This is a genomic window from Pseudomonas sp. 2995-1, assembly GCF_002742505.1.
GTDB lineage: Bacteria > Pseudomonadota > Gammaproteobacteria > Pseudomonadales > Pseudomonadaceae > Aquipseudomonas > Aquipseudomonas sivasensis.
The window spans coordinates 223,702-250,019 of the sequence record NZ_LJSA01000432.1; the positions used below are offsets into that span (position 1 = coordinate 223,702).

Genomic DNA, 26,318 nt, shown 5'->3' on the forward strand with positions numbered 1-26,318 from the left:
TGGGTTCAGGATTTGCCGGGAATGCCGTACTTGCGCAGGCGATGGGCGATGGCGGTGTGAGAGGTCTGCAGGCGGCTGGCCAGTTGTCGGGTCGAGGGGTAGCTGACGTAGAGCGTCTCCAGCAGGCCGCGTTCGAAGTCCTCGACCGCCTGTTCGAGGCTGTCGACTTCGCCGTCGCTCTGGCGTGCCACTGAGGTGCCGGCGATGTCCAGATCGCCGATGTCCACCAGGCTGCTTTCGCAGATGGCGGCGGCGCGGAAGATCACGTTCTGCAACTGGCGCACATTGCCTGGCCAGCGATTGCCCAACAGCGCCGGGTAGGTGCCTGGCGCCAGGCGGCAGACCGGACGCTGGATCTGCGCGCAGGCTTGCTGCATGAAGTAACGCGCCAGCAACAGAATGTCCTGGCCACGCTCGCGCAGCGGCGGTACTTCGACGTTGAGCACGTTGAGGCGGTAGAACAGGTCTTCGCGGAACGTGCCTTCGGCGACCATTTTTTCCAGGTCGCGGTGGGTGGCGCTGAGGATGCGTAGATTGACCTTCACTTCACGGTCGCCACCCACCCGACGAAAACTGCCGTCATTGAGGAAGCGCAGCAACTTGGCTTGCAGGTACGGTGACATTTCGCCGATTTCATCGAGGAACACCGTGCCCTGGTTGGCCAGCTCCATCAGCCCCGGCTTGCCGCCGCGCTGGGCACCGGTGAAGGCGCCGGGGGCATAACCGAACAGCTCGCTTTCGGCGAGGTTCTCCGGCAGCGCCGCGCAATTCAACGCCAGAAACGGTGCGCTGTGGCGCGTGCTGATAGCGTGGCAGGCGCGCGCCACCAGCTCTTTGCCGGTGCCGGTTTCGCCCTGGATCAACAGTGGCGCATCCAGTGCCGCGACCCGTTGGGCACGTGCCTTGAGGGTGCGGATCGCCGGTGATTCGCCGAGCAGCGCATCAAAGCCCTCGGCGTGGTCGTGGTGCAGCGCCGACAGTTGTTCGCCGATGCGGTTGGGTTGGTACAGCGTGAGCAGGGCGCCGGCGTCGGTGATCGGCGTGGCATCCAGCAGCCAGGTCTGACCGTTGATGCTGATCTCGCGCAAGGGCAGGCGAAAGCCCTGCTCCAGCAAGGTATCGAGCAACGCCATGTCATTGAAAAGCTCGGCGATACTTTCCCCGGCCGGTTCGCGTCCGTACAACGCAATCAGCGCCGGGTTGGCCAGCAGGATCTTGCCCGCACTGTCCAGGGCCAGCACCGGGTCGGTCATCGCTGCCAGCAAAGCATCGAGTTGCAGGTGGCGGCGTTGGCCGGGGAGGATGTCCACCACCCTTACCGCTTGCACGCCCTGAACGCTGAACAGCGCGTCGCGCAACTCTTCCAGTACCTCGGCGCTCAGGGTCGGGGCGTCGATGTAGACGTTGGGCGGCACCATTTCCACCGCATCCAGGTTGAGATTGCGCCCACCGAGCAAGGCCAGGACTTCCTGGGTAATGCCGACGCGGTCGATGAAGCTGACGTGGATACGCATGGGGCGCTAACAATTCTGGGGAGCGGGAGGCGGCAAGTATGCCTTGGCGCGGATGGAGATCAAAATGTGGGAGGGGCGGTGCGACGATTCGACTTGCTCCCGATAGCAGGGTGTCAGTCAGCTTACTTTCAGTTGACACACCGCCATCGGGAGCAAGCCCCCTCCCACATTTGGAGCAGGGTTGTGTCAGTTATTCCAAGTGCTCAGGCTTGATCGGGTCGCCGGATTTCACATCCAACTGATGCCGCACATCCTCGAACATCTGGTCGTACTGCTTGTGCATCGAGCCATTCAACACCGCGATCTTCGGCATCCCGTACTTCTGCGCGATGTTCATCGCGTGCCGCGCGAAGTCGAAGGCCTGGTCCTTGGGTAGATAGAACTCTTCGTTGATGTCCTTACCCTGCACCGAGCCGTGCAGCTTGAACAGCATGCCCGTGCCTTCCTTTGGGTCCTGGCTGACTTCATAGTCAATGCACAGGTTGTAGCTGTAGTCGTCCTTGTTAAGGGCGTGACGTTCGACGTGCAGGTGACCGGGTTCAAAGGTGGCCATAGGCGTATCTCCTCTACTTCACAGATAGGTGATGCCAGGTGTTGCCGTGCTGATGCGCGTGCCGGCGCTGCCCTGGACGATGGCTTCGATGTCCGAGAGTGAACCGATGACCGCAGTTTTGCCAGTCTGACGGGCGAATTCACAGGCGGCCTGCACCTTGGGCCCCATGGAGCCGGCGGCGAAGCCGAGTTTTTCCATGTCATCGGGATGGGCCTGGCCGATGGCCTTTTGCGTCGGTTTGCCAAAGTCGATGAACGCTGCGTTGACGTCGGTGGCGATCACCAGCAGATCGGCGTTCAGTTGCGAGGCCAATAGCGAAGAGCACAGGTCTTTGTCGATGACCGCTTCAATACCTCTGAGCTTGCCGTCTTCACCGTACATGGTCGGGATACCGCCACCGCCGGCGCAAATCACAATGGCGCTTTTTTCCAGCAGCCATTTGATCGGGCGGATTTCAAAGATGCGTTTGGGGCGTGGGCTGGCGACGACGCGGCGATATTTATCGCCATCTGGCGCAATGGCCCAGCCTTTCTCGGCGGCGAGTTTTTCCGCTTCCGCCTTGGAGTACACCGGGCCGATGGGTTTGGTGGGGTTCTGGAAGGCCGGGTCCTTGGCGTCCACTTCCACCTGGGTGAGCAGGGTGGCGAACGGCACTTCAAAGTCCAGCAGGTTGCCCAGTTCCTGTTCGATGATGTAGCCGATCATGCCTTCGGTCTCGGCGCCAAGCACATCCAGCGGGTAAGGAGAGACGCCGGTATAAGCGGCCGCCTGCAACGACAACAGGCCGACTTGCGGGCCATTGCCGTGGGCGATCACCAGCTCGTTGCCGGAGTGAATCTTGGCTATCTGTTCGGTGGCGATGCGGATATTGGCGCGTTGGTTGTCTGCGGTCATGGGTTCACCACGGCGCAGGAGGGCGTTGCCGCCCAGGGCTACGACGATGCGCATAATTCAATCCTTCTATGGGTGTGAACACAGAGGCCAATGTGGGAGGGGGCTTGCTCCCGATAGCGGTATGTCAGGCAACTTATCTGTAGCTGAGCCGCCGCCATCGGGGGCAAGTCGAATAGTGGCACCGCCCCTCCCACACTTAACCCGTGTAGCCTTTAGATATCCGCGAGTGCCGACACCAGGATCGCCTTGATGGTGTGCATGCGGTTTTCCGCTTGCTCAAAGGCGATGTTGGCCGGCGACTCGAAGACGTCCTCGGTCACTTCCACGCCATTGGCCAGGTTCGGATACCGCGCGGCAATGTCCTTGCCGACCTTGGTCTCGCTGTTGTGGAACGCCGGCAGGCAGTGCATGAACTTCACGCGTGGGTTGCCCGAGGCTTTCATCATCTTGGCGTTGACTTGGTACGGCAGCAGTTGCTCGATGCGCTCGTCCCACGCTTCCACCGGCTCGCCCATGGACACCCAGATATCGGTGTGGATGAAGTCCACGCCTTTGACTGCTTCTTTCGGGTCTTCGGTGATGGTGATGCGTGCGCCGCTTTCCTCGGCGAATGCCTGGCACTGTTTGATGAAGTCTTCATGGGGCCACAGGGCTTTCGGCGCGCCGATGCGCACGTCCATGCCGAGCTTGGCGCCGATCATCAGCAGCGAGTTGCCCATGTTGTAACGGGCGTCGCCCAGGTAGGCGTAGCTGATGTCATGCAGCGGCTTGTCGCTGTGCTCGCGCATGGTCAGGGTGTCGGCGATCATTTGGGTCGGGTGGAATTCAGCGGTGAGGCCGTTGAACACCGGAACCCCGGCGAATTTGGCCAGTTCTTCGACGATTTCCTGTTCGAAGCCACGGTATTCAATGGCGTCAAACATGCGGCCCAAAACGCGGGCGGTGTCTTTCATGCTTTCTTTGTGGCCGATTTGCGACGAAACCGGGTCGATATAGGTGACGTGGGCGCCTTGGTCATGGGCCGCCACTTCGAACGCGCAGCGGGTGCGGGTCGACGTTTTTTCGAAGATCAGCGCGATGTTCTTGCCTTTGAGGTGTGGGCGCTCGGTGCCGGTGTATTTGGCGCGCTTGAGGTCGCGGGACAGGTCCAGCAGGTAGTTCAGCTCGCGAGTGGTGTGGTGCATCAGCGAGAGCAGGCTGCGGTTGCGCATATTAAAAGCCATGGTGGATCTCCTTAGGTTTCGGTTATCCCCTCGGCTGCTGCTGGATAAGCAGCGGCCAAGGCCAAAAATTAATAGTCGATAGGGTCGCGGATGATCGGGCAGGTCATGCAGTGGCCGCCGCCACGGCCACGGCCGAGTTCACCGGCGCTGATGGTGATGACCTCCACGCCAGCCTTGCGCAGCAGGGTGTTGGTGTAGGTGTTGCGGTCGTAGCCGATCACCACGCCTGGCTCCAAGGCCACTACGTTGTTGCCGTCGTCCCACTGCTCGCGCTCGGCGGCGAAGCTGTTGCCGCCGGTCTCGACCACGCGCAGGGCCTTGAGGTTGAGCGCGGCGGCAACGGTCTCGAGGAAGTTGGTTTTCTCCCGTTGGATGTCGATGCCGTGGGGCTTGCTGTCGTCAGGGCGCAGGGTGAAGGGCACGATCTGGTTGACCACTTCCGGGAAGATGGTCACCAGGTCGCGGTCGCAGAAGCTGAACACGGTGTCCAGGTGCATCGCCGCGCGGGATTTCGGCAGGCCGGCAACGATCACCCGTTCCACAGCTTTGTTCTTGAACAGGTTGCGCGCCAGTTGGCCAATGGCCTGGTGGGACGAACGCTCGCCCATGCCGATCAAGACCACGCCATTGCCAATGGGCATGACGTCACCGCCTTCCAGTGTGGCGGCACCGTGTTCCTGATCGGGGTCGCCGTACCAGATCTGGAAGTCGGCGTTGGTGAACTCGGGATGGAATTTGTAGATGGCGCTGGCCAGCAGGGTTTCCTGGCGTCGCGCCGGCCAGTACATCGGGTTGAGCGTCACGCCGCCGTAGATCCAGCAGGTGGTGTCGCGGGTGAACTGGGTGTTGGGCAGCGGCGGCAGAATGAAACTGGCGTGGCCGAGGAAGTCGCGGAACATCTCGATGGTCTTGCCACCGAAGCTGCTCGGCAGGTCATCGGCCGACACGCCACCAATCAGGAACTCGGCGATCTTGCGCGGCTCCAGGCTGCGCAACCAGGAGCTGACTTCATCGACCAGGCCCAGGCCCACGGTGTTGGAGGTGATCTTGCGTTCCAGGATCCAGTCCAGGGCTTCGGGGATGGCAACGATATCGGTCAGCAGGTTGTGCATTTCCAGCACATCAATATCCCGCTCGCGCATTTTGGTCACGAAGTCGAAATGGTCGCGCTTGGCCTGGGCCACCCACAACACGTCATCGAACAGCAGTTCATCGCAGTTATTCGGGGTCAGCCGTTGGTGGGCCAAGCCTGGGGAGCACACCATGACTTTGCGCAGTTTGCCGGCTTCGGAATGTACGCCGTACTTCACTTTTTCCGTGGTCATTACAGATCCTCCAAGGAGCAACAGTTACAGAGTCAGGAAGCCGTCGTAGAGGCCATAGGCTGCCACCAGGGCGCCAATGACTACTGCGGCGAAAATCAGCTTCTCGACGTTGGTGAAAATCGGTTTGCCCAGTTCATGCTTAGCCTTGGCGAACAGGGTCGCGCCGGGGGCATAGAGCAGGGCGGACAACAGCAGGTACTTGGTGCCGCCGGCGTAGAGCAGCCAGACCGCGTAGATCAGCGCGACTGCGCCGATGAACAGGTCTTTCTTGCGCTCTTTGAGGGCGTTTTCGTAGGTTTCGCCGCGCACCGCCAACAGCAGCGCGTAGGCCGCCGACCACAGGTAAGGCACCAGGATCATCGAGGTGGCGAGGTAGATCAGCGACAGGTAAGTACTGGCGGAAAACAGCGTGATCACCAGGAACACTTGGACCATGGCGTTGGTCAGCCACAGGGCGTTGACCGGCACATGGTTGGCGTTTTCCTTACGCAGGAACTCCGGCATGGTGTGGTCCTTGGCGGCGGCGAACATGATCTCCGCACACAGCAGCACCCACGACAGCAACGCCCCCAGCAGCGAGATGATCAAGCCGACACTGATCAGCACCGCGCCCCAGTGGCCTACCACATGCTCCAGCACCGCAGCCATTGACGGGTTCTGCAACTTGGCCAGTTCCGGCTGGGTCATGATGCCCAGGGACAGCACGTTCACCAGCATCAGGAACAACAGCACAGTGATAAAGCCGATCACGGTGGCCTTGCCGACGTCGCTGCGTTTTTCCGCACGGGACGAGAAGATGCTCGCGCCTTCGATGCCGATGAACACCCACACGGTGACCAGCATCATGTTGCGCACTTGGTTCATCACGCTGCCCAGGTCTGGGTTTTTTACGCCCCAGATGTCAGCGGTGAAGATGTCCAGCTTGAACGCGAACACGGCGATCAACACGAACAGTACCAGTGGCACCACCTTGGCGACCGTGGTCACTAGGTTGATGAACGCTGCTTCCTTGATCCCGCGCAGCACCAGAAAGTGCACGGCCCACAGCAACACTGACGCGCCAATCACCGCTGCGGGTGTGTTGCCTTCGCCGAAGATCGGGAAGAAGTATCCGAGTGTGCTGAACAGCAATACGAAGTAGCCGACGTTGCCCAGCCAAGCGCTGATCCAGTAGCCCCAGGCTGACGAGAAACCCATGTAGTCGCCGAATCCGGCCTTGGCGTAGGCGTACACGCCGCCATCGAGGTCGGGCTTGCGATTGGCCAGGGTCTGAAACACGAACGCGAGGGTCAACATGCCGATGGCGGTAATCACCCAACCGATCAATACCGCGCCAACATCAGCGCTGGCGGCCATATTTTGCGGCAGGGAAAAGATCCCGCCGCCGATCATTGAGCCCACGACAAGTGCAACCAGTGCACCTAATCGAAGTTTTCCGGGGGATTCAGACATTGCATAACTCCAATGCAGGAGAAGAGAGACCACAGAATAATTCCGTGTGCTAATCAAACAGCTGACTCAGATCACTTCATTGGCACATCCCATTGTGAATAAATGACTTAGGCTGGAAACTCGTGGGCGATAAAAATCCTTGGAAACGCGCTGCGCAGAGCGGTTAACCCCATTAAATTTAATTATTTGGCCGGTGAGATGGACGTTTGAAGCTAAACCTTTTTGCCGGATGTGCAAACTATTTGAGCGGTGTTTCACTTATTCGCTATAAATATTAAGAGTTGATGCAGTATTTAAAATCTAAATAAGCCTAAATGTTGTTAATTTAAATGCCATTTGGTTATGAACGGATTGATTTAATCGCCATCCCTAATAAACGCTACACTCGCTGATTTAATTAGTTGAGTTCTCAGTTGTCAGCTCAACTCGGTTTTTCAGTCAGGAGTGTTCATGTCTCAACCGGCCCAGAAACTTCGACTCAGCGCCCTGATCGCCTTGGTGGTGGGGTCGATGATCGGCGGCGGGATCTTTTCCCTGCCGCAAAACATGGCCGCCCGTGCCGAGGTGGGCGCGGTATTGATCGGCTGGGCCATCACCGCCGTCGGCATGTTGACCCTCGCGTTTGTGTTCCAGACCCTGGCTAATCGCAAACCCGAGTTGGACACAGGGGTGTATGCCTACGCCAAGGCCGGTTTTGGCGATTACATGGGGTTTTCGTCGGCTTGGGGCTATTGGATCAGTGCCTGGATGGGCAACGTCGGTTACTTCGTGTTGCTGTTCAGTACCCTTGGCTACTTTTTTCCGGTATTCGGCCAGGGCAATACGCCGGTTGCCATCGGCTGCGCATCGTTGTTGCTGTGGGCGGTGCATTTCCTGGTCATGCGTGGGATCAAGGAGGCGGCATTCATCAACCAGATCACTACCGTGGCGAAGATCGTGCCGCTGCTGATGTTTATCGTGATCGCTGCCGTGGCCTTTAAAGCCGATATTTTTACCCGTGACATCTGGGGCCTGGGCAACCCGCAGCTCGGCAGCGTGGTGGATCAGGTGCGCAACATGATGCTGGTGACGGTGTTCGTGTTTATCGGCATCGAAGGCGCCAGCGTCTATTCGGCGCGGGCCGATAAACGCTCGGACGTCGGGCGCGCCACGGTGATTGGCTTTCTTGGCGTGCTGGCGCTGTTGGCGCTGGTGAATGTGCTGTCCCTTGGGATCATGAGCCAGCCAGAGCTGGCCAGCCTGCAAAACCCCTCCCTGGCGGGCGTGCTGGAGCATATTGTCGGCCCTTGGGGCGCCCTGCTGATCAGCCTGGGCCTCGCGGTGTCGCTGTTGGGCGCATTGCTGTCCTGGGCGTTACTCTGCGCGGAAATCCTCTACGCCACGGCTCACGACAAGACCATGCCGGCGTTCTTGAAGAAGGAAAACGCCAACCAGGTGCCGGTCAATGCCTTGTGGCTGACCAATGTGATGATCCAGATTTTTCTGGTGATCACGCTGTTTTCCCACAGCACTTACACCACGCTGATTTACCTGGCGTCGTCGATGATTCTGGTGCCGTACCTGTGGTCGGCGGCGTATGCCGTGCTGTTGAGCGGGCGGGGAGAAACCTATGAAGGTGCCCACCGCCATCGCATCAAGGACCTGCTGGTGGGGTTGATAGCCCTGGGCTACGCCCTGTGGCTGCTCTACGCGGGGGGGCTGAAATACCTGCTGCTGTCGGCGCTGCTGTATGCGCCGGGCGTGATCCTGTTCGCCCTGGCCAAGCGCGAACAGGGCCAGCCGTTGTTTACCCATGTTGAGAAGGGCATTTTCAGCTGCGTGATCGCCGGTGCAGGGCTGGCGGCGTATGGGTTGTACAGCGGGGTGTTGTCGTTGTAGTGGGGGGACTGTGCTGGCCTCATCGGGAGCAAGCCCCCTCCCACATTTTGATGGGTGAACCTATTCAAAATGTGGGAGGTCCCACTACCTTTTCGACGTAGCGCTGTCGCGCAGCAAACGGGCGAGCTGGCTTGCGCCACGTTGGGGGGGAAGCGCCCCTGATTAAGACGAATACGGTGTATCAGGCACTCTTCTGTGCCTGGTTTTGGGGCTGCTTCGCAGCCCAACGCGGGGCAAGCCCGCTCGCCACAGGAATGCGCTCGTCTGAAATGGTTTATGCAAGACTCAGGGCTTGCTCCCCATAGCGGCGGTCAAGTCACCATTGCGGCCTGTGCGAGCCCAACTCTCCAGCCGGTAAATCCCATTGCAATGGCGTACCGCCGATGGTCAGCGGGGGCAGCAGCCGGTGGGCCTGGCCCCAGGCGGTTTGTTCCACGACCAGGCCTTGATCTCCAGGTTCTTCCTCTCGCAACGCCGGTTGCTCCGGAGCCTGGCCTGCTTCCACCAGTAACGTCGCGGTGCGCGCCAACGACAACCGCGCCGAACCACCGCGCCCGGACTGCAATCGTTCGCCCAGCGCCTGAATCGCACTGGCCGCCATGAGGTACCCGGTCGCGTGATCCAGCGCCTGCAACGGCAGCGGCACCGGTTTACCCGCGTGTTTCCAGAGCATGCCCGCCTCGGCGATCCCGCTGCTCATCTGCACTAGGCTGTCGAAGCCCCGACGATTTCGCCACGGGCCGCTCCAGCCATAGGCGTTGAGGCTGACGTCAATCAGGCCGGGGGCGATGTGTTGCAGTTCTGGGGCGGTGTAGCCCAGGTGCTCCAGGGCGTCAGCGCGGTAACCGTGGAGCAGGATGTCGGCGTCCTTGAGCAAACGCTCGAACATCATCCGGCCTTCGGGCGTTTTCAGGTCCAGGCGCGCGCAGCGTTTGCCCAAGGTCATTTCCGGGACCACGCCGGGTTCGTTCCAGGTGGGGGAGTCGATGCGCAGTACATCCGCGCCGAGGCCGGCAAGAAAACGACTGGCCACGGGGCCGGCCAATACGCGGGTCAGGTCCAGCACCTTGAGGCCGGCCAGCGGGCGTGCCGCCGAGCCGAGCCAGGGTTTGTCGGTTGTGGTTTCGAAAGTCCGACGTTGAACCAACGCCTCGGCGTTCACCGCCAACCCTTGCGGATGTTGCTGCCAGGCGCGCCAAGCACGCATCTGCGCCGCGCAGCCACCTTGGTCGACAATCGCCTGTTCCAGTTCGGCGGCGTTCCACGCAGCGACCTTGCCGGCCATCTCGGCGCGGTCGGCGACCGTCCCCAGCACACGTTCGGCGGCGGCGCGGTGATGGGGCGCGTTGGTGTGCAGGCGAATCCAGCCATCGGCGCTGGCGTAGTCGCCGGCTACCGGGTCCCACAGTGGCGGCACTTGCCAGCCTACCGGGCGGATCGAGGAAGAAAACCAGAAAGAGGCGAGGCGCCGGTCCACACTCACACTGGGTAAGCGCCCGGTCTGTTGCTGGATCAGTTGTGCGACGGCCTGCCCGGCGGCGCCGATGCTGGCACTGGCCAGTTCGGTGACGGCGTAGGTCGAGGGCAGGGCGCCAGCCTCGGTGAAGGTCAGCGGGGTGTGGGGTAGATCGAGTGCGGCTTGGATGGGAGTCAGCAGGTCAGTCATCGAAGGCCCTCCATAAGAGAAGGGCCACTATAGAAGATCATCACACCGGCGTTGCAACCCCAGGTTCCAACGGCAGGTCGATGCTGGCGATAAAACCGCCGTCAGGATGATTGGCCAGGATCAGGCTGCCGCCATGGCGTTCTGCTGCACGCCGCGCAATCGCCAGGCCCAGGCCGTGGCCTTGGGCAGTCTGGCCGGGCGCGCGGTAGAACGGCTCGCCCAGTTGGCTCAGGTGTTCGGCGTCAACACCGGGGCCATGGTCGCGCACGCTGATCAGGATGCGCTCGCCGTGGCGCTGTGCCCGTAACTCGATCGCCTGGCCTGGCGGGTTGAACCGTTGGGCATTGCGCAGCAGGTTGTCGACGGCGCGTTCGATCATGGTCGGCCAGCCCTTGAGCTGCAGGTCATGTTCGCTGGCCAGTTGCACCACTTGGTCTGGCGCGCCGAGCTGGGCGTCTTTTTGCAGGGTCTTGAGCAGGGGGTTGAGGTCGACATCCTCAGCGCTGGCGTTGTCGGCATCGACGCGTGCCAGTACCAGGATCTCGCTGATCAGAGCTTCCAGGCGGTCGCATTCGCGAGTCAGGCGCGGCCAGAGTTTTTCTCGTTCTTCGGGCCCGGCGCGTTCGGCCAGGGCCAGCGCGATCCGCAGGCGGGCCAGGGGCGAGCGCAGTTCGTGGGACACATCGCGCAGCAACTGGCGCTGGCTGCCGATCAGGCTTTGCAAGCGCGCGCCCATGCGGTTGAAGTCAGTGGCGAGTACACCGAACTCATCACGCCGATTGGCCAGGCGCGCCAAGCTGTTTTGCTGGTAGGTGGCCTGGCCAAGGTCATGCACCGCACCGCGCAGGCGGCTCAGCGGGCGGGTGATGGATAAGGTGACGAACAGGCTGAACAGGGTCAGCACCACTAGGGCAATGGCCAATGCGCTCAATGGCCACGTCAGGCTGCTGCGGTGCCATTCGTCGAGCTCCGGGTGGGCGATGCGGTAGATCAGCAGGTACGTGTCGCCGGTTTTCTCGCTGGTGTACTCGGCGGTCAGACGGCGCCAGGGAAGGTGGCCTTCCTTGCTGTCGTTCTGTCGGGCTTCAAAGGCGGCGGCGCGGCGCGGGAATGTGCCACGCACCACTGGCTCGCCGCTTTCGTTCAGCACTTGCACGTCGAGGTGATACTGGCGCTTGCGCTGTTGCAGCAATTCCTGGGCAGCATCTTCGCCCTGGGTTTCGTAGAGTTGGGTCCACTCTTCGGCCAGGTTTTTGAGGCCAGGGTGCCGGCTGAGAATCCAGGCGTCTTGATTGAGCATATGCCCAAGCAAGATCGACAACCCGGCAACCAAGGCGATGGCCAGCCAGAAACTGGCCAGGATGCGCCAGAACAATGAACGCACAGGAAACCCTCAAACAGGAAAAGCCCAGTGGCGGGAGCCACTGGGCTGGGAGCTTTAACGCGGGAGCATTATTGCGCTTTTTGCGGCTGTTGCGCTTTCCAGGCCTGGAATTCCTTCCATTCGGCTCGACGCTGTTCCTGCTTCTTGACGATCTCGTCAAACTTCTTCTGCTGGTCAGGCTTGAGCACGGCACGGATATCGGCCTGCGTTTTCTGCTTGCCGGCGGCGATTTCATCCTGCATGGCTTTCTGGTCAGCGGCCGGGAGTTTGTCCAGGTACTTTTTGGTCAGGTCTTTGCGAGCGTGCCATTGGTCGCCCATCAGCTTGCCGATCTGCTGGCGCTGTTCCTTGCTCAGGTCCAGTTGGCTGAAAGGGCCGCCTTTGCCACGCGGACCGTGTTCACCGCCGTGGCCCGGGCCGCCCATCATGTGGCCTTCAGGACCGCCCATCGGGCCTGGGCCTTCGGGCATCGCGGCCATGGCAACGGTTGGCAGGGCAGCGGCGAACATCAAAGCGATAAGGGTCTTGCGCATGGTGATTCTCCTGTCTCTATTCCGGTGAGTCCGGATGTGAGTAGGTTACCCAGATCAAGGTCAGCGGCAGTCAGGGGAGCGTAAAGCTTGGGTAAAGACGATTTTGTGCTAACTGACAAAACTTTCAGGGGGCGTAGTAATAGCCTCGGCTGCGCAACGCCACGATCCGTGGACGTCCGTCCGGGTGCGGGCCGATCTTTTTGCGCAGGTTGCTCACGTGCATGTCCAGGCTGCGGTCGTACAGGGTCAACTTGCGGCCCAGGGCGATCTGCGCCAGTTCCTGCTTGTCCAAGGGCTCGCCGGGCTGGCGCAGCAAGGCTTCCAGCAGGCGGCTTTCGGAGACGGTGAGGGTAAATTCCTGTTCATCGATGCTGACCACGCCACGCACCGGGCTGAAACACAGGTCGCCCAGCTCAAGCTGGCTGGACACGGCGGCCGGGTGGCTGCGGCGTAATACCGCGCGCAGGCGGGCGGTCAGTTCACGGGGGTCGCAGGGCTTGGCGAGGTAATCGTCGGCACCCAGTTCCAGACCGAGGATGCGGTCCAAGGGTTCGCCCCGGGCCGATAGCATCAGCACCGGCAGCTCCGGGTGATCGTTGCGCAATTGCTTGAGCAGCTCCAGGCCGCTGCCGTCTGGCAGCATTACGTCGAGCACGACCGCTGCCGGAGCACTGTCGGCCAAGGCCTTGCGCGCGCTCAAGCCATCGTGGCAGGCATGCACCTGAAAGCCTTCCTGGCTCAACCAACTGGTCAGCAGCTCGCAGAGCTCCTGGTCATCATCTATCAGTAACAGCTCGCTCATGACTCACTCAATTTAGCCATTGTCGACGGCGACGGTGCCCCCCGCTGGCGAAGATCCCGCACAGCAAGGCGATCAGTGCGACGGCCCCGCCGGTGACAAACCACTGCTGTTGCTCGGTCAGCCATCGGCTTAAGGTACCGCCCTGTGAATCTTTGAGTTGCTGGGCCAGCTTTTGGTTCTCTTGGCGAAGGCGACTCAATTGGGCGCTTTCGCGCGTAGCATCCGCGCTTTGCAGTTGTTTGGTCAGTGCTTCACGCTGCCGTTCGCTTTCTTTCAAACGTTGCTGCAGCTCGCTGATCTGGCTGCCGGCACTCAAGGACAAGAGCGTGGAACTGCCGGTGCTCGAGGTTTCTTCAGCGTGGGCCGTAGCCCCGATTGTTAACACTGCCAACAGACAAAACTGACGTAAGCGCATCGGAACTCCTGATTCCACACGAATATTCAGAACGTTGTCGGCAGGTTACCGAGAATAATGAGTAATAAGCAGCGCGCCGAACGCAATCGGTTCGGCGCAGCTTGGGTTAAGGCAGGACTTGTTTGAACGGCTTGATCACGACATCGGCGTAAACGCCCGCCGCGACATAAGGATCAGCCTTCGCCCAGGCCTGAGCATCGGCCAGGGAGGCGAACTCGGCGACGATCAGGCTACCGGTGAAGCCAGCGTCGCCTGGGTCGTTGCTGTCTACGGCCGGGTGCGGGCCGGCCAGTACGATGCGGCCTTCGGCTTGCAGCACTTTGAGGCGCTCGACGTGTGCCGGGCGTACGGAAAGGCGTTTTTCCAGCGAGTTGGCAACGTCAGTAGCAATGATTGCGTAGAGCATGTCAGTCCTCGGTTTTCGGCGTAGTGGTCTCGGCATCATGCAGGTGGCGCGACAGATAAATGCCCTGGGCGACCAGGAACAACACGGTCATGCCCAGGCTGCCGAACACTTTGAAGTCGACCCAGTAATCCTGGAAGGTAAAGGCCACGAACAGGTTGGCGGCGCCGCAGAAGATGAAAAACACGATCCAGGCGATGTTCAGGCGCGTCCAGACCGGTTCTGGCAGGGTGAGCGCGTGGCCCATGATTCGCTTGATGAGCAGGCGGTCGCCGATGAAGTGGCTGCCGATAAACGCCAGGGCAAACAGCCAGTTCACCACCGGGGCTTTCCATTTAAGAAAGGTTTCGCTGTGGAAGGCCAGGGTCAGGCTGCCGAAGACCAGGCACGCGACCAGGGTCAGCCATTGGCTTTTTTCCAGTTTGCGCTGGGAGATGAAGATAGCGCCGTAGACCACGACAGAGCTGATGATCAGCACAGCGGTGGCGCTGTAGATGCCGCCGAAGGTGAGCTCGTGGCCGGCCAGATCGATGACCCGAGGGTCGAGTTTGTAAACGATGAAGAACAGCAACAGCGGGATGAAGTCGATGAATTGTTTCACAGTAAGAGCCAGAAGCTGGATGTGGCGGCATAATAACAAACATCCTTGGTTGCGAAAGCGCCAGCTGACTTGAGGTTACACACTCCCGTGAATGTTGATTTGCACTGCCACAGCACGGCCTCCGACGGCGCCCTGGCGCCTGCGGTACTGGTTGCGCGTGCGTTTGAAAAAGGCGTGCGAGTCCTGGCGTTGACCGACCACGACACCCTTGAAGGTCTTGACGAAGCGCGCGCAACCGCCCACTCGTTGGGCATGCAACTGGTCAACGGTGTTGAATTGTCCTGCACCTGGGGCGGGGCCACCATTCACGTGCTCGGTTATGGTTTCGATCAAAACGCCGCGCCGTTGATGGAGGCTATCGCGCAATTGCACGATGGCCGCTGGCTGCGGTCCGAAGAAATAAGCCGCAAGCTGGCCCTCAAAGGCATGCCTAATGCCCTCGACGGCGCCCGCGCGATCCAGCAGGAGCTGGGCGACAGCGGCAATGCGCCGGCCCGTCCGCACTTTGCCGATTGGATGGTGCGTGAAGGTTTTGTTAAAGACCGCGCCGAGGCTTTTCGCAAATGGCTGGGCGCCGGCAAGTTGGGCGATGTGAAGCAACATTGGCCGACCCTTGAAGACACCGTCGAGACCCTGCGGGCCTCCGGGGCCTGGGTCAGCCTGGCGCATCCTTGGCATTACGATTTCACGCGCAGCAAGCGCCGCAAGCTGATCAGCGACTATATTGGAGCGGGTGGCCACGCAATCGAAGTGGTCAACGGGCATCAACCCGCCGAACAGGTCGGCAGCCTGGCGATTCTTGCCCGCGAATTTGGTCTGCTGGTCAGTGCCGGCAGTGACTTTCATGGCCCAGGCGGCTGGTCCGAGATCGGCGAGTACCGCGCGATCCCGGAAGATTTGCCGCTTTTGTGGGGGCGATTCAAGCATGACCCCATTGTTGCCACCGTCTGAACAGGTAGAGCTCGTGAGTCAATTCTTCCAGATTCATCCGGAAAATCCCCAGGCGCGCCTGATTAAACAGGCCGTGGAGATTATTCGCGCCGGCGGCGTGGTGATCTACCCAACAGATTCGTCCTACGCCATCGGTTGTCAGATCGGTGACAAGGGCGCGGTCGAACGTGTGCGGCGCCTGCGTCAGCTGGACGACAAGCATAACTTTGCACTGATCTGCAGCGATCTATCCCAACTGGGGCTGTTCGCCAAGGTCGATACCGGTACTTTCCGCCTGCTCAAGGCCCACACGCCGGGGCCTTACACCTTCATTCTCAACGCCACACGCGAAGTGCCGCGCCTTCTGCTGCATCCCAAAAAACGCACCATCGGCCTGCGTGTGCCGGAGCACCCGATTGCCCTGGCGTTGCTGGCGGAGCTGGGTGAACCGCTGATGAGCGTTTCGTTGATCATGCCCGGCGACACCGAGCCGCTGGAAGACCCGTACGAAATGCGCCAATTGCTGGAAAAGCAGGTAGACCTGATCATCGATGGCGGCTTCGGCGGCGGCAAAGCCTCCACCGTGATCAACCTGGCCGACGGCGAACCTGAAGTGATCCGTGTGGGTTGTGGCGATCCGGCGCCCTTTATGGTCGAGGCCTGAATGTCGTCAGTGGAAACCGTCGACCCCCAGGCAGGTGCGCAGCAGGAGCTGCCATTTGCGATGGTGTACGGCCAGGCCGTGCTGGAAATGCCCCTGGATCTGTACATTCCGCCGGACGCCCTGGAAGTCTTCCTTGACGCCTTCGAAGGCCCGCTGGATTTGTTGCTGTACCTGATCCGCAAGCAGAACATCAACATCCTCGATATCCCGGTGGCGGAAATCACCCGGCAGTACATGGGTTATGTCGAGTTGATGCAGTCGGTGCGCCTGGAGCTGGCAGCCGAGTATCTGGTGATGGCCGCCATGCTGGCCGAGATCAAATCGCGCATGCTGTTGCCGCGTTCGGAGACGGTGGAAGCCGAAGAGGACGACCCGCGCGCCGAACTGATCCGTCGCCTGCAAGAGTACGAACGCTTCAAGGCGGCCGCCGAAGGCATCGACGGTCTGAGCCGCGTGGGCCGCGACGTGGTGGTGCCCAAGCTGGATGCTCCTGAAGCTCGCGCACGCAAGCTGCTGCCGGATGTAAGCCTGGAAGAGTTGCTGATGTCCATGGCCGAGGTACTGCGCCGGGGCGATATGTTTGAACACCACCAGGTCAGCCGCGAGGCCCTGTCTACTCGCGAACGCATGAGCGATGTGCTGGAGCGCCTCAAGGGCGGCGGCTTTGTGCCGTTTGTCGAGCTGTTCACCAAAGAAGAAGGGCGACTGGGGGTGGTGGTGACCTTTATGGCGATCCTCGAATTGGTCAAGGAATCCTTGGTCGAGCTGGTCCAGAATGAGCCTTTTGCGGCTATCCACGTGCGGGCGCGAGCCGAATAAAGAGCTGAATCGATGAATCTGACTGAACCCCGCGAACTGGCGCCGTTGCTGGAAGCCTTTCTCCTGGCCTCGGGTAAACCGCAATCCCTGGAGCGCCTGTTCGAACTGTTTGAAGAGGCTGAGCGCCCTGAGCCGCCGGTGTTCAAGAAAGCGCTGGAGATCTTGCGCAAGTCCTGTGAAGGCCGCGCGTTTGAACTGCGCGAAGTGGCGTCGGGTTATCGTCTGCAAATTCGTGAGAAATTTTCCCCGTGGGTCGGCCGCCTATGGGAAGAACGCCCTCAGCGTTACTCACGGGCGATGTTGGAGACCATGGCGCTGATCGCCTATCGCCAGCCGATTACTCGGGGTGAAATCGAAGATGTGCGGGGCGTGGCGGTCAACAGCCATATCGTCAAGACGTTGCTGGAACGCGAGTGGATCCGCATCGTCGGCTACCGCGACGTGCCGGGCAAACCGGCGATGTTCGCCACTACTAAGGTGTTCCTCGACCACTTCAACCTGAAAAACCTCGACGACCTGCCGCCGCTGGCCGAATTGCGTGAGATGGAAGCCGAGCCGGTGCTGGACTTCGACGACGCCCCAGTGCCGCCAGGTTTGCAGGAACTTGCCGATGCCACGGCCGAGCCTGAAGAACCGAAAGACGAAACCAGTTTCCACACCCTTTTGCTGGAACTGGACGACATGGAGCAGGGGATCAAGACCGACTTCGATGATTTGCTGCGTGATGGTGCGGCTGAGCCTGAAGCCGAAGTGAACGTTGAAGTTGAGCCTGAAGTCGAAGCTGAACCTGAGGAAGATATCCTCGGCGTGGCTGAAGCCCGCGAGAAACTCCTGGCTGCCGTTGCCGCTCTCGAACCGCCGCCGCTGAGCGATGAAGAAGACGAAGCCCGTGCATTGGCCGAAGCTATTGAGGCGGAACGCCGCGAATTCGAAGACTGATGCGGTCAATGCGGGATGTGAGAAGACATGAGTTCAACCAAAGACCCTTGCATCAGCGTCTGCAAATTCAGCGATGAGATCTGCGTCGGGTGCGGTCGCAGCAAACGCGAAATCCGTGCCTGGAAGAAACTCGACAAGACCGACAAGCGCACTGTCCTGGCCGAAGCCGAACTGCGTTTGTTGGCCTTGGGCGCCACCGGTCGGCGGAAAAACAAATGACTTGGCGCATATCGACTAGTCTGTGATGCGCAATGCGCGCCTTACGCGTATGATTCGCGACCCTTTGCCGACCTATTCGGCCAAAGCCCCGCTTTCAACATTCTTCAGGCCACGCCTGAATCGACCCACCGGGAGGTGCTTAAGATGAACGATAAAGACCAGAACGACAGCCAGGAAATCGGCCCAGCAGGCGAAAAGCTGCAAAAGGTGCTGGCGCGTATCGGCGTGGGCTCGCGCCGCGACGTCGAAGCCTGGATCACTCAGAAGCGCATCAAGGTCAACGGCGTCGAGGCCACCCTCGGTCAGCGCGTCGATCTGCACGATGCAATCACCATTGATGGCAAAGTCATCAAGCGTGAAGAGGCCGCCGAATCGGTGCGCCGCGTGATCATGTACAACAAGCCCGACGGCGAGATCTGCACCCGTGACGACCCGGAAGGCCGTCCGACCGTGTTCGACAAAATGCCTAAGCCTAAAGAAGGCCGCTGGATCAACATCGGTCGTCTGGACATCAACACCACCGGCTTGCTGATGTTCACCACCGACGGTGAACTGGCCAACCGCCTGATGCACCCGTCCTACGAGATGGACCGTGAATACGCGGTACGTGTACGTGGCGAAGTCGATGACGAGATGATCGAGCGCTTGAAAGCTGGCGTCGTCCTCGAAGACGGCCCGGCCAAGTTCACCGACATCAAGCAGGCTCCAGGTGGTGAAGGTTTCAACCACTGGTACCACTGCGTGGTGATGGAAGGCCGTAACCGTGAAGTACGTCGCCTGTGGGAATCCCAGGGCCTGGTGGTGAGCCGCCTGAAGCGCGTGCGTTTCGGCCCGGTGTTCCTGAACTCCGACCTGCCGATGGGCCGCTGGCGCGAAATGAGCCAGTACGAAGTCGACATCCTCAGCGCCGAAGTGGGCCTGACGCCGGTTGCCATGCCGCAGATGAACGCCAAGAGCAAAGACAAGCTTGAGCGCATGCAGCGTAAATCGTCGCGTCCTGTGGCACGTGCCGAGCGCGTGGCGCGCACTGTGCGCCCGGCGCTGGATGCTCCGGCGACCGGCGGGCGTATCTCCCGTCAGCCGCATATTGAAGGTGAGCGTCGTCCAACGGCCCCATCGCGTCAGGAAGGCGAGCGCGCACCGCGTGCACCGCGTCCTGCGCCGGCCGGTGGTCGCAGCAACCGTGGCGAAACGGATCGCCCGGCCGACAACGCCAGCACCAAGCGCCCAGCCAAGCCGGCGGCGAACAAGCGTCCCGGCCCGAAACTGGTCGCGGACGAGCCGTCGGGCAAGCGCCGTGGCGCTCCAGCGGGTTCGGGTCAGCGTCCGGGGTTTGGTCGCAAGAAGCCGCAGTGATGCAATAAGCGCTGCATAAAAAAACGCCAACTGTTGAAGTTGGCGTTTTTTTTTGCGGCGGGATTTGCGCCTGGAGCGTTTCACCGGATCGTTATTCGTCGAGTGATGGTGTGCGGTGTGGGCTAAACAGTTACCACCGGCGTTCACCACCGCGGCACTAGATTGAGCCCTGCACTCACTTATGCCACGAGGCGACGACCATGGATATCCGCATCAATCACCGCTACATGACCCGTGAACAGAAAGCCCTTTTTATCCAGGCCATCCTGCTGCTGAAAAACGACGTCCAAAGTGTCCTGCGTCCCGGACAGCAAATGCGCTATGACGATTACGTACAGGTTCACAGCAACGCCTTCGACGGCCCGGAGGCTTTCACGCCGATGCCGCACCGCTCGCCGCTGTTTTTCCCTTGGCACCGCGTATTCCTGCGTCAATTCGAGCGGGATCTGCAAAGCGCGGTTAACGATACCAGCGTCACCCTGCCATTCTGGGACTGGTCGATGGAGGGCTCAAGCAATCCATTCACGCCTGGCTTTTTGGGCGGCGACGGCGACAGTGCTCAAGCCCAGCGTGTAACGTCGGGCCCATTCGCTTATCAGGACGGGCGCTTTGAAATTCGCCAAGGGGTTCCGGAGAGGGATAAGGGCTTGCGCCGCGAACTGGGCGCAGGGCCCGGCGCGCATCTGCCGAACTCCGAACAAGTGCTGGATGCGCTGGCCAAGACGCCGTATGCCCCGGGGCCGGACAGTTGGGGCAATTTCTGTGAAGGCGTGCTGCATGACCCTGTGCATCGCTGGGTGGGCGGTAACATGTCGATGCCGTCCTCACCCAACGATCCGGTGTTTTTCCTGCACCACTGTTACCTTGACCTGTTGTGGGAGCGCTGGAAGCGTCAGCATCCCACCTCTTTGCCCTATTATCCGGTATCGGATATGCCTGGGCTGGATCGTCAGGCCACACTGGTCTTCCATGCTCCGAACAATCCCGCTCCTTGGCCGGAGACCTGGACTGTTGACAGCGTGATCACGACTGAGAGTCTGGATTACACCTACGGTGTGTTCACCTCAGTACCCGCATCCCTCGGCTCGCCGACGCTGACGACATGCGAGATGGGCTCGCAGAACGTGTGACTCTCTTCTGACACACCTGATCGATCAAGAAAACATCAGCAGGCTTGCTCGCGCAGGCGGTGTGTCAGGCGCTTTACACAGGCGTTGTCATACGGCCTCGCGAGCAAACCCATACTGGGATTATCGTTAGAACGCAAAGGTGCCATCGAACACGGGCTTGTCATCCAGTGCCAGCACCCCACTGGCGAAGATCAGGTCCAAGTGATGGCTGCCTTTCTGCCCTCCACCCAGACCCAAGTGCAGTCCACAGTGGCGCTCCTCGAACCCGGCATTGCGCGCATACAAGTCTTTCACCCCTTCATTGGTGCCAATTCCCAATTCCTCCACCCGACGATTGGACGGGTTGGCGTTCAAGTATTTGTTGAAGTCATCCACCAGCCCGGGCACATCGCTGGCCACGCTGCAGACGGTCGAATTCTCAATCCACAGCTCCAGCGGTGATTGCAGCACGCCGTATTTGCGCGCGAACGGGATGGTGCTGAGAAAGGTGCCGACAAACCGTACCTGCCCGTTGATGGCCTCGCTGTGAGTGGCGATCTCACCGGGGGCAAGGTCGTGGTTGCCCACGCCGTTGATATTGGTCCACTTCTTGATGCTGCTCAGCGGCGCCTCAAGGCGTGAGCCGTGCTTATCGGTAAAGCTCAGCACATTCGCCTGGCCCATGCGCCGGATCAGCGTGGCGTTGAGGTCGGCAATGCGTTGCGGTTCGACGCTGAAGGTGTCGTAGAAGTAGTCACCGTAATCCTTGAACAGCAAGGACTTCTTCCAGTGTTCAGCCATCACACCCTGCAGGGCACGGATAAAGTCAGGGCCTTCGGCGCGAGGGTTGGGCAGGGTCGAGGAATCGTACAGAAACAGATACAGGTCACAGCCTTCAATAGCCTGGGCCAGGGTGTCGCTGGCGGTCAGGTCCAGGCGCTGCACCTGGAAGTTGAAGCGTGCGGCGTTGCTGTGGTTGATGGCTTGGGCGATGGCATCGTAGCGCTCGGTATGGCCCAGCAGTACGTTTGGGCAGTTCAGGCCGCTGAGGGCCGGGTGGTGGGCGAGGTAGTAGAGAAAGTGTTCAACGGCGCGGGCCTTGTCCATGACGTCTGTCCTTGTGTGCCTTGGGTAAGGGGGCAGGCGCCGTGCACAGCACCTGCCGGATGCCTGCCGGTTAGAAAGGCCACATCGCGGTGCCAAATGGCACTACGGCATCAGCTTGCATCATTTCTACGGCGGCCTCATGGGTCGGCGCTTCAAACCAGTCGTCGAGTTGCAGTTCGGTTTCCAGGTCGTTTTCCAGTGCTTGCATGGTGTATCTCCTAGAGGACGGTGTTTGAGAACTGCCTGCCAACGGGCGTCGCTGGCAAGTGGAATGAACCTAGGAGACCCTGTTGTTTAATGCAAAATATTTATTGACACGGTTTCATTTGGATTTTTTCTTCTGTTTTTTTAGCGTGCGTTTTTTCTTAGGAAATACAGTGAGCTGCCAGCGCCTTTTGCGCGGAAATTTCTTACCGCCAATTTTTCCAAAGATGACAGCTGTAACGCAGTCTTTCCGATATGTAACGATTATTTTACGAGTAAGTCTCGGCGTTGTTGGTCAACTCAAGGCTGTAAGGAATCCCTGACAGATCGTCGCACGCACCGTTCGGGGGCGGGCGTAAGCTGTCGAGCGGTGTACAATGCGCCGCGTTTTACTGTGACCCCCTTTGCGTAACCCGCAAAAGGCCAAGACCTCGGGGTTTGCCGACCCTGATCATTCCGCCTGGCCACGAGCCTGGCGGGTTCGATTTCGTCACAGATAAAAACAAACAGGTGACGCATGACCGTTAGAAAGACGCTGTACTCCTGGTGCCTTCGCTGGGGTTTGAGCGGCGCTGCTTGAGGCGGAATTCAAGTCAGCCACGTGCATTCACATCATCAAACCTTGCGTGAGACCCTTTTCATGAGTGGACCCAATTCCTCTTCAGGCGAGCTGAAACGCGGCCTGAAAAATCGGCACATCCAGTTGATCGCCCTCGGTGGCGCCATCGGCACCGGCTTGTTCCTCGGCTCGGCCGGGGTGCTCAAGTCCGCCGGCCCGTCGATGATCCTGGGCTATGCCATTTGCGGCTTCATCGCCTTCATGATCATGCGCCAACTCGGCGAAATGATCGTCGAAGAGCCGGTCGCCGGTTCCTTCAGCCACTTTGCCCACAAGTACTGGGGCGGTTTTGCCGGCTTCCTGTCGGGTTGGAACTGCTGGATTTTGTACATCCTGGTGGGCATGTCCGAGCTGACCGCCGTCGGAAAATACGTGCACTACTGGTGGCCGGAGATCCCGACGTGGGTCTCGGCAGCGGCGTTCTTCGTGTTGATCAACCTGATCAACCTGGCCAACGTCAAAGTCTTCGGTGAAGCCGAGTTCTGGTTCGCCATCATCAAGGTAGTGGCGATCGTCGGCATGATCGCCTTGGGCAGCTATCTGCTGGTCAGCGGCAGCGGCGGCCCGCAAGCCTCGGTGAGCAACCTGTGGGAACACGGCGGGTTCTTCCCCCACGGCGTGGGTGGCTTGGTGATGGCCATGGCGATCATCATGTTCTCCTTTGGCGGCCTGGAAATGCTCGGCTTCACCGCCGCCGAAGCCGATCAGCCACGCACTGTGATCCCCAAGGCGATCAATCAGGTGATCTACCGCATCCTGATTTTCTACATCGGCGCCTTGGTGGTGCTGTTGTCGCTGACGCCATGGGACAGCCTGCTGGCGACCCTTAATGCGTCCGGCGATGCCTACAGCGGCAGCCCGTTCGTGCAGGTGTTCTCGATGTTGGGCAGCAACACCGCCGCGCACATCCTCAACTTCGTGGTCTTGACCGCAGCGTTGTCGGTGTACAACAGCGGCACCTACTGCAACAGCCGCATGCTACTGGGCATGGCCGAGCAGGGCGATGCGCCCAAGGCCCTGGCCAAGATCGACAAACGCGGTGTACCGGTGCGATCCATCCTCGCCTCGGCGGCCGTGACCCTGGTGGCCGTGCTGATGAATTACTTCATCCCGCAACATGCCCTGGAACTGCTGATGTCCCTGGTTGTGGCCACGCTGGTGATCAACTGGGCGATGATCAGCTTCTCCCACTTCAAGTTCCGCCAGCACATGAACCGCACCGGCCAAGTGCCGCTGTTCAAGGCGCTGTGGTACCCGTATGGCAACTATGTGTGTCTGGCGTTCGTGGTGTTTATCCTGGTCATCATGCTGATGATTCCGGGGATTCAGGTGTCTGTGTATGCGATCCCGGTGTGGGTGGCGTTTATGGCGGTGTGTTACTGGATCAAGAACAAGCGCAGTGCCGAAGCGGCGCTGACTGCGGCAAGTGCGCTGAAGTAAGCCCGCTCGCATAAACAGGAAACCCGGCGCTTTGCCGGGTTTTTTGTTGGCGGGGCGGTGATTTGAGCGGATTTCGTCTCAATGATGCCAAACTGTTCAAAGGCGCCGTGATTTCCAAAGCCCAGGCGTCGATGTTGTTGTCCGAGTAGGGCTTGTCCGTTTCGTAAGGTTTTTGATTGATGCTGGTTATTTCCAACAACGTGCACCTGCCCGACGCCGAGATCGAGCTGACCGCCATCCGTGCCCAGGGCGCGGGTGGGCAGAACGTCAACAAGGTGTCGAGCGCGGTGCACCTGCGTTTTGACATTCCGGGGTCGTCGTTGCCGGAGTTCTACAAGGAGCGGTTGCTGGCGCTGCGCGACAGCCGGATCACCAGCGAAGGGGTGCTGATACTCAAGGCCCAGCAATATCGCACGCAGGAACAGAACCGTGCCGATGCGTTGGAACGTCTGGTGGAGTTGATCCTCAGCGCCACCAAGGTGGAGAAAAAGCGCCGGCCGACCAAGCCTACCCTGGGTTCGAAGAAGCGGCGCCTGGAATCCAAGACCAAGCGCGGCAGCATCAAGGCGGGGCGTGGCAAGGTCGACTTTTAGTCGCCGCGTGCCTCGCGGGCCAGGGGCGCTTGCCGGTAGAGGTACACGCTCAGCAGCAAGCCACCGAGGGCGGCGAGGGCGGCGAACAGGAAGATCGACGCAAAACCGAAGCCTGCCGCCACGGCCCCGGCCAACGGACCGGTGATGCCCAGGGACAGGTCGATAAACAGCGAGTAGGCGCCCACCGCCGAACCGCGGCTGGACGCGGGCACCAGGTTGACCGCTTCCACCCCCAGTGCCGGAAACACCAGGGAAAACCCGAACCCGCTCAATGCCGCGCCGGCCAAGGCCAGGTTGGCGTCAGGCGCCAGCCACAGCAACAGCAGGCCGAGGATCTCTACTGACAGGCACGCAATCGCCACGCGAAAGCCGCCGATGCGGTTGATCAAATTCCCGAACAGTAGCCGTGCGCCGATAAAACTGGCGCCAAACAGGCTAAGGGCCCACACCGCGTTATCCCAGTGCTGAGTGGTGTAATACAAGGTGATAAAGGTGGCGATGGTGCCAAAGCCGATGGAACCCAAGGCCAGCGCGCAGCCGTGGGGCAATACACGGCCCAGCACGTTCATGAACGGTAAGCGCACACCGGCCACGATCGGCGCGGCAACCTTGTTCCAGGCCAGCAACAGGCCGACGACGGCCAGCAGGATAATGCTGACGCCCATGCTCCACAGCCCGAAACTCTTCACCAGCACTACGCCCAGCGGCGCGCCGACGGCCAGCGCGCCATAGCTGGCAATGCCGTTCCAGGAGATGACCTTGGCCGTATTCGCCGCGCCAACTCGGCCGATGCCCCAGCCGATGGCGCCAGACCCCACCAGGCTTTCTGCGCTGCCCAGTACCAATCGACCGACGAGCAGGCTGCCCAGGCTGACAGCCGGCAGGTTTGAAAACCACGCAGCGAGCAACATGAACACGCCACTCAGGCCGCAGCCCGCCAGGCCGATCAGCACCGCGCGCTTGCTACCCAGGTTATCGATGATTTTGCCCGCGTAAGGACGGCTCAGCAGGGTGGCCAGGTATTGCACGCTGATCACCAGCCCTGCGATCACCGCGCCATAGCCCAACTCACTGTGGACATAGCCCGGCAACACGGCCAGGGGGATACCGATATTCAGGTAGCCGATAAAGGTGAACAACACGATGGAAACAACTTGCAGCGTGACCGCCATGGGGCGCTGGGTATCTGGCATGGGGAGAGGTCCACTGTCGCAGCAGGTAAAGATAGGCTGCTAATGATACCGGTGCTTTGACGTGTGCAGGGCGGTAAAACGCAAAAACGTCAGATCAAAAAGACGTCAGGTTTTGGTCGGGGCCAGTAATTGGGTGGTGACCAGAGCAGCCAAGGCGTTTTCCTGGGTACCGAAGCGCTTGAGCAGTACGGCTTGCTTGTCCGCGCTGAGGCGGTTCCACACCTCGACCATCTGCAAGGCGGCGTCGAGTACGGCGGTGTCCGGGGTATTGGGGAGGGTATCGGTCATGGCGGGGATCTCGGAGGATTCAGGCAGTGTGGAAAGCGCTCAAAGCTGCGCTTTCCACACGGTCTGGTACGGCGTCAGTCCTGGCTTTTGCTGTCGACTGGTTTTGCTTCTTTGGCCTCAGGCTGCTTCGCGCTGGCCTGCTGCGGTGTTGGCTGCTCAGTTTCGTGCAGGCTTGGGAAGGGGAGATTAGGTATC

General features: G+C 60.4%; 27 protein-coding genes. 10 read left to right on the forward strand and 17 right to left on the reverse strand.

Annotated features, from left to right (window positions below; genetic code table 11):
- Positions 1 to 5: 5 nt before the first annotated feature.
- The 6 genes from AOA61_RS22900 to arcD (AOA61_RS22925) all read right to left on the reverse strand — a co-directional run bounded on the left by AOA61_RS22900 (position 6) and on the right by arcD (AOA61_RS22925) (position 6,961).
- Positions 6 to 1,514 carry a sigma-54-dependent transcriptional regulator gene (locus tag AOA61_RS22900; protein ID WP_099602776.1) on the reverse strand — a complete coding sequence of 503 codons (1,509 nt, stop codon included), beginning with the start codon at positions 1,512 to 1,514 and terminating at the stop codon, positions 6 to 8.
- 190 nt (positions 1,515 to 1,704) lie between these two features.
- On the reverse strand, positions 1,705 to 2,067 hold the full coding sequence (locus tag AOA61_RS22905) for a DUF5064 family protein (protein ID WP_032890958.1): 363 nt from the start codon (positions 2,065 to 2,067) through the stop codon (positions 1,705 to 1,707).
- An 18-nt stretch (positions 2,068 to 2,085) separates the two neighbouring features.
- Positions 2,086 to 3,015 (reverse strand): carbamate kinase, encoded by a 930-nt coding sequence (arcC, locus tag AOA61_RS22910; protein WP_032890960.1) that lies wholly within the window; start codon positions 3,013 to 3,015, stop codon positions 2,086 to 2,088.
- Between the two features lie 158 nt (positions 3,016 to 3,173).
- Entirely contained in the window at positions 3,174 to 4,184 is a 1,011-nt protein-coding gene (locus AOA61_RS22915) for an ornithine carbamoyltransferase (RefSeq protein WP_010208131.1), read from the reverse strand.
- A 68-nt stretch (positions 4,185 to 4,252) separates the two neighbouring features.
- Positions 4,253 to 5,509: an arginine deiminase gene (gene arcA / locus AOA61_RS22920; protein WP_032890964.1), complete on the reverse strand. Its 1,257-nt coding sequence runs from the start codon at positions 5,507 to 5,509 to the stop codon at positions 4,253 to 4,255.
- 24 nt (positions 5,510 to 5,533) lie between these two features.
- The gene (gene arcD, locus AOA61_RS22925; protein WP_099602777.1) at positions 5,534 to 6,961 is read right to left on the reverse strand and encodes an arginine-ornithine antiporter; all 1,428 of its coding nucleotides are present in this window, start codon (positions 6,959 to 6,961) and stop codon (positions 5,534 to 5,536) included.
- A gap of 450 nt (positions 6,962 to 7,411) precedes the next feature.
- On the opposite strand from arcD (AOA61_RS22925), the gene arcD (AOA61_RS22930) reads away from it, so the two are divergent.
- Positions 7,412 to 8,839, forward strand: a complete 1,428-nt coding sequence (arcD, locus tag AOA61_RS22930; RefSeq protein WP_099602778.1) for an arginine-ornithine antiporter — start codon at positions 7,412 to 7,414, stop codon at positions 8,837 to 8,839.
- A 316-nt stretch (positions 8,840 to 9,155) separates the two neighbouring features.
- Here the strand turns inward: arcD (AOA61_RS22930) and AOA61_RS22935 are convergent, their stop codons facing one another.
- The 7 genes from AOA61_RS22935 to AOA61_RS22965 form a co-directional block, all read right to left on the reverse strand.
- Positions 9,156 to 10,505, reverse strand: coding sequence for a CoA transferase (locus tag AOA61_RS22935; RefSeq protein WP_099602779.1), 1,350 nt, complete (start codon positions 10,503 to 10,505; stop codon positions 9,156 to 9,158).
- A gap of 40 nt (positions 10,506 to 10,545) precedes the next feature.
- A complete protein-coding gene (locus tag AOA61_RS22940; RefSeq protein WP_095185748.1) occupies positions 10,546 to 11,889 on the reverse strand; it encodes a HAMP domain-containing sensor histidine kinase in 1,344 nt (447 codons plus the stop codon).
- A gap of 68 nt (positions 11,890 to 11,957) precedes the next feature.
- Positions 11,958 to 12,422: an LTXXQ domain protein gene (locus AOA61_RS22945; RefSeq protein ID WP_032890971.1), complete on the reverse strand. Its 465-nt coding sequence runs from the start codon at positions 12,420 to 12,422 to the stop codon at positions 11,958 to 11,960.
- A gap of 124 nt (positions 12,423 to 12,546) precedes the next feature.
- The gene (locus AOA61_RS22950) at positions 12,547 to 13,224 is read right to left on the reverse strand and encodes a response regulator transcription factor (RefSeq protein WP_032890972.1); all 678 of its coding nucleotides are present in this window, start codon (positions 13,222 to 13,224) and stop codon (positions 12,547 to 12,549) included.
- Positions 13,225 to 13,231: 7 nt separating this feature from the next.
- The gene (locus AOA61_RS22955; protein ID WP_099602780.1) at positions 13,232 to 13,639 is read right to left on the reverse strand and encodes a translation initiation factor 2; all 408 of its coding nucleotides are present in this window, start codon (positions 13,637 to 13,639) and stop codon (positions 13,232 to 13,234) included.
- Between the two features lie 106 nt (positions 13,640 to 13,745).
- The gene (locus AOA61_RS22960; RefSeq protein WP_027605568.1) at positions 13,746 to 14,045 is read right to left on the reverse strand and encodes a YciI family protein; all 300 of its coding nucleotides are present in this window, start codon (positions 14,043 to 14,045) and stop codon (positions 13,746 to 13,748) included.
- Between the two features lies 1 nt (position 14,046).
- Complete coding sequence (locus tag AOA61_RS22965) at positions 14,047 to 14,643, reverse strand: septation protein A (RefSeq protein WP_032890974.1); 597 nt, start codon at positions 14,641 to 14,643, stop codon at positions 14,047 to 14,049.
- A gap of 87 nt (positions 14,644 to 14,730) precedes the next feature.
- Here AOA61_RS22965 and AOA61_RS22970 point away from each other — a divergent pair, with 87 nt between their 5' ends.
- From AOA61_RS22970 to AOA61_RS23000, 7 genes are all read left to right on the forward strand, one after another.
- The gene (locus AOA61_RS22970) at positions 14,731 to 15,594 is read left to right on the forward strand and encodes a PHP domain-containing protein (protein ID WP_032890975.1); all 864 of its coding nucleotides are present in this window, start codon (positions 14,731 to 14,733) and stop codon (positions 15,592 to 15,594) included.
- A gap of 13 nt (positions 15,595 to 15,607) precedes the next feature.
- The gene (locus AOA61_RS22975) at positions 15,608 to 16,237 is read left to right on the forward strand and encodes an L-threonylcarbamoyladenylate synthase (RefSeq protein ID WP_015885581.1); all 630 of its coding nucleotides are present in this window, start codon (positions 15,608 to 15,610) and stop codon (positions 16,235 to 16,237) included.
- A 120-nt stretch (positions 16,238 to 16,357) separates the two neighbouring features.
- Positions 16,358 to 17,056, forward strand: coding sequence for a ScpA family protein (locus AOA61_RS22980; RefSeq protein WP_177326464.1), 699 nt, complete (start codon positions 16,358 to 16,360; stop codon positions 17,054 to 17,056).
- A gap of 12 nt (positions 17,057 to 17,068) precedes the next feature.
- On the forward strand, positions 17,069 to 17,995 hold the full coding sequence (gene scpB / locus AOA61_RS22985; protein ID WP_032890978.1) for an SMC-Scp complex subunit ScpB: 927 nt from the start codon (positions 17,069 to 17,071) through the stop codon (positions 17,993 to 17,995).
- Positions 17,996 to 18,022: 27 nt separating this feature from the next.
- Entirely contained in the window at positions 18,023 to 18,214 is a 192-nt protein-coding gene (locus AOA61_RS22990) for a DUF1289 domain-containing protein (RefSeq protein ID WP_095185745.1), read from the forward strand.
- Positions 18,215 to 18,358: 144 nt separating this feature from the next.
- A complete protein-coding gene (gene rluB, locus AOA61_RS22995; RefSeq protein ID WP_032890980.1) occupies positions 18,359 to 19,570 on the forward strand; it encodes a 23S rRNA pseudouridine(2605) synthase RluB in 1,212 nt (403 codons plus the stop codon).
- A gap of 200 nt (positions 19,571 to 19,770) precedes the next feature.
- Positions 19,771 to 20,700 carry a tyrosinase family protein gene (locus AOA61_RS23000; protein WP_099602781.1) on the forward strand — a complete coding sequence of 310 codons (930 nt, stop codon included), beginning with the start codon at positions 19,771 to 19,773 and terminating at the stop codon, positions 20,698 to 20,700.
- A 126-nt stretch (positions 20,701 to 20,826) separates the two neighbouring features.
- On the opposite strand, the gene AOA61_RS23005 is transcribed toward AOA61_RS23000, so the two are convergent.
- Positions 20,827 to 21,786, reverse strand: coding sequence for a leucyl aminopeptidase (locus AOA61_RS23005; protein WP_099602782.1), 960 nt, complete (start codon positions 21,784 to 21,786; stop codon positions 20,827 to 20,829).
- Between the two features lie 70 nt (positions 21,787 to 21,856).
- Positions 21,857 to 21,994, reverse strand: a complete 138-nt coding sequence (locus tag AOA61_RS31590; RefSeq protein WP_003175756.1) for a hypothetical protein — start codon at positions 21,992 to 21,994, stop codon at positions 21,857 to 21,859.
- Between the two features lie 636 nt (positions 21,995 to 22,630).
- On the opposite strand from AOA61_RS31590, the gene AOA61_RS23015 reads away from it, so the two are divergent.
- Positions 22,631 to 24,049 carry an amino acid permease gene (locus tag AOA61_RS23015; protein WP_099602783.1) on the forward strand — a complete coding sequence of 473 codons (1,419 nt, stop codon included), beginning with the start codon at positions 22,631 to 22,633 and terminating at the stop codon, positions 24,047 to 24,049.
- A 179-nt stretch (positions 24,050 to 24,228) separates the two neighbouring features.
- Complete coding sequence (gene arfB / locus AOA61_RS23020) at positions 24,229 to 24,642, forward strand: alternative ribosome rescue aminoacyl-tRNA hydrolase ArfB (RefSeq protein ID WP_095185741.1); 414 nt, start codon at positions 24,229 to 24,231, stop codon at positions 24,640 to 24,642.
- On the opposite strand, the gene AOA61_RS23025 is transcribed toward arfB, so the two are convergent.
- Complete coding sequence (locus AOA61_RS23025; protein ID WP_099602784.1) at positions 24,639 to 25,835, reverse strand: MFS transporter; 1,197 nt, start codon at positions 25,833 to 25,835, stop codon at positions 24,639 to 24,641. The two genes, arfB and AOA61_RS23025, sit on opposite strands and share 4 nt — an antisense overlap.
- A gap of 105 nt (positions 25,836 to 25,940) precedes the next feature.
- On the reverse strand, positions 25,941 to 26,123 hold the full coding sequence (locus AOA61_RS23030) for a hypothetical protein (RefSeq protein ID WP_032890986.1): 183 nt from the start codon (positions 26,121 to 26,123) through the stop codon (positions 25,941 to 25,943).
- Between the last annotated feature and the right edge of the window lie 195 nt (positions 26,124 to 26,318).